This is a genomic window from Globicatella sanguinis NBRC 15551, from assembly GCF_001552295.1.
GTDB classification, from domain to species: Bacteria; Bacillota; Bacilli; order Lactobacillales; family Aerococcaceae; genus Globicatella; species Globicatella sanguinis.
Genome location: NZ_BCQX01000171.1, coordinates 1 through 3,162 on the forward strand (window position 1 = coordinate 1; position 3,162 = coordinate 3,162).

Annotated in this window: 2 protein-coding genes; one reads left to right on the forward strand and one right to left on the reverse strand. The window is 34.7% G+C overall.

The features are described 5' to 3' along the window. Window positions 1-129: 129 nt before the first annotated feature. Window positions 130-684, reverse strand: coding sequence for a hypothetical protein (locus GSA01S_RS09780; protein ID WP_066127088.1), 555 nt, complete (start codon window positions 682-684; stop codon window positions 130-132). A gap of 116 nt (window positions 685-800) precedes the next feature. On the opposite strand from GSA01S_RS09780, the gene dnaX reads away from it, so the two are divergent. Continuing rightward, window positions 801-2,831 (forward strand): DNA polymerase III subunit gamma/tau, encoded by a 2,031-nt coding sequence (gene dnaX, locus GSA01S_RS09785; protein WP_066127092.1) that lies wholly within the window; start codon window positions 801-803, stop codon window positions 2,829-2,831. Window positions 2,832-3,162: the final 331 nt, after the last annotated feature.

Sequence of the window (3,162 nt, forward strand, 5' to 3'; positions counted from 1 at the left end):
AATCAAAAATATATTAAAGCATCCTTACAATAACAGTTTCGATTTACTTTGTTTTCATGAACAGGCATGAATTATTTCCTAGTTTATTTTGTCTGGGAAACATCAAAGTAGAATCGAAACTTTTTTATATTAAAACTTTTTCTTTGGGTGTTTATCAATGATTTCAGGGTATTTAGTTAGTAATTTTTCTCCTTTATTAGTTAATTTATATTTTCTAATCGTAAATAATTCTCCTAATTCTTCTTCAGGAAAGTGTTCTTGTATTGCTTCAACTAATTGTGCCTTGGTCATCTTGCTAAGGCCATGTATACCTTTATTCTTTAAATAGTTTTTTAATTGACCAGCTGTTTGGAATTCGAGAGATTCCAGTGCACCTAATTCAATTACATAGCCATCTTGTATTAAAGTGTCCATTTCTTTCTTTGCATCTATACCATATTTATATTCAAAATATTTTGAGATAACCGTTTCATTGGTGTAGGTGCCAAATTGTACTCGCCAAAGAATAATGATATGGCCTGGTAAATACCCTCCATCTAGCCGAATCATATTGCGTTTGGGTACTAATTTATTACTGGATGTGTCGACTTCTTCAAGCCAAGCAGCTAAATTACGTTCTGGACTAATATAGGGCATTTCAGGATGTTGAGCATATTTTTCTTTAATTTTATCTAATAAGGTCATTTAAATGTCTCCTGTTTTTTGATTATATTATACTTTATCCCTTCCTAATTAACTAGAAATTAAACGGTTGTTTCGATATAATGAGAAGGTGTAATAATCAAAGAGGAGGAAAATAGATGAGTTATCAAGCCCTATATAGGGTATGGCGCCCACAATCATTTGATGAATTGGTAGGACAAAAGATGATAGCCGAAACACTGGCCAATGCAGTGAGTCATCAACAATTGAGTCATGCTTATCTGTTTACTGGACCAAGAGGAACCGGTAAGACGAGTGCGGCAAAAATATTATCAAAGGCCGTCAACTGTTTAAATCCTCAAAACGGGAATCCATGTAATGAATGTGAAGTGTGTCAAGCTATAACACGAGGTCAAGCAGCCGATGTGATTGAAATAGATGCGGCAAGTAATAATGGTGTAGAAGAAATCCGTGATATCCGCGATAAAGTTCGATATGCGCCGACGATTGCGAAGTATAAGGTCTATATTATCGATGAGGTGCACATGCTAACGACAGGAGCGTTTAATGCTTTATTAAAAACATTAGAAGAACCTCCGAGTCATGTTATTTTTATATTGGCTACGACGGAACCACATAAAATTCCAGCAACAATTATTTCAAGAACACAACGATTTGATTTTCAACGCATTCATAATCAAGATTTAATTGCGCGAATGGAGTATATATTAAATCATAATCAGGTTAACTATGAAATTGAAGCTTTAGAAATAATTGCTAGGACAGCGAATGGTGGGATGCGTGATAGTTTAAGTTTATTAGACCAAGCATTATCATACCGTGAAGATTTAACAATCGAGTCAGCCTTACAAGTATCTGGTAGCATCAGTCATCAAGAGTATGTCCGCTATATTGAAGATGTTTTTGCCGGTGAAGGGTATGATGCATTAAAAATAGTTCAAGATGCTAGTCAAAAGGGAAAGCAAGCAAGCCGTTTTATTGAAGAATTAATTTTATTTGCTCGAGATATTTTATTATCAGCTCATACCAAACAAAATTATACCTTACTGTCAAATGAAGAATTAACAGATTTGTTAGCAAAAGTAGAGGTTAATTTTTATTTCAAAATGATTGATCAGTTGAATCAAGCACAAAATCAAATGCGATTCAGCAACCAACCAGATTTATATTTAGAAGTAATTACAGTCCAATTAGCTCAAAATGCTGAAATAAAGAGTGATGAGGGCACCCATTCTGAAGCGGTTATAAAGTTAAACAATAAAATTATTGCTTTAGAAGAAAAAATAAATGCGTTAGAGCAACAATTAAAACAAACGGCACCAACGCCACCACAGTCAAATCGCTTTGAAGCACCAAGAGTACGACCGCAAACAGCACAACAAGAATATCAGCAAATGACAGAAAAAATTTATGATGTATTGGACCAAGCAACGCGTGCACATATTACTCGATTAAAACAGGAATGGTCGATGATTTTATCAATGATTGCTCCTCAAGAGAGAGTGAAGTTTAATGGTACCGTACCACTGGCGGCAGGTCCGGGTGTTGCCTTAATTAGTTTTTCGAATGCTGCTTTTTGTGGTTTAGTACAACATGATCAATCTTTGGAACAACAGCTCATTAATGTGGCAGAGAAACGATTAGGCGAATCAATGGTTTTTGTCTATATTATTGAAAGTGAATGGCGAACCGTTCGCAATGATTATAAAATCTTAAGAGAAAAAAATGGTGGTAACCCCTTAAGAGAACATTCAATGCACCAAGAACCCACATCCAAAATAAAACCGGAGGGTGTGGATCATTTTCAAGCAGACTCTGACAATCAATCTGCACAAGAGAATGTTGGTCAAAAGAATGTCGGTCAAAATGCCCCTGCAACTATGTCGCGTTCTGAACAAGAGGGGCTGATGAGGGTTGATCATTACCTTGACCAAATGAATGAGGAATCAAAGCCATTAACCCCAGATGAATTAGCTCAAAGAGAAGCCGAACTAGGTGAACCAGCCGTTTCAATCCAAGAGGCGTTTAAACAAAAACGCTTATCAGAAGCAAAATCGAATGAAGATGATTTAGCAAAAGATGAAGCGGAATCAGAAATACCAGATTCAGTCACTCAGGCTATTCAAATTTTTGGTGAAGATAATATTAATATCTATTACGATAAATAAACTGCATAATATTAAAAGAGAGATTAGGAAAAGTCCCAAAATAACCGAGACATATTTCAAAATAATGAGATATTCTTGGTTATTTTTGCATATATACCTTTATTCAAATTTATTCCTTCATGGTTAGATGTGTGAGTCATTTGTGGTTACTCTATTTAAGTATGAGGTGTAATGTTTAGGATCTCACTCAAGTAGTTTTTTCTTCAAATTAAATAACTTAATATTTATTCGATAACTTGTGGGTCAGAGTTAATCATGGAATTTAAGGAATATAATGTGCTAAAATTAGTTTATAAGTAATATTGAGTAATGCTATTTGTAGTGAAGGTGG

Coding starts and splice junctions, on each gene's coding strand:
- GSA01S_RS09780 (WP_066127088.1), bottom strand. CDS start 684: ATGACCTTATTAGATAAAATTAAAGAAAAATATGCTCAACATCCTGAA.
- dnaX (WP_066127092.1), top strand. CDS start 801: ATGAGTTATCAAGCCCTATATAGGGTATGGCGCCCACAATCATTTGAT.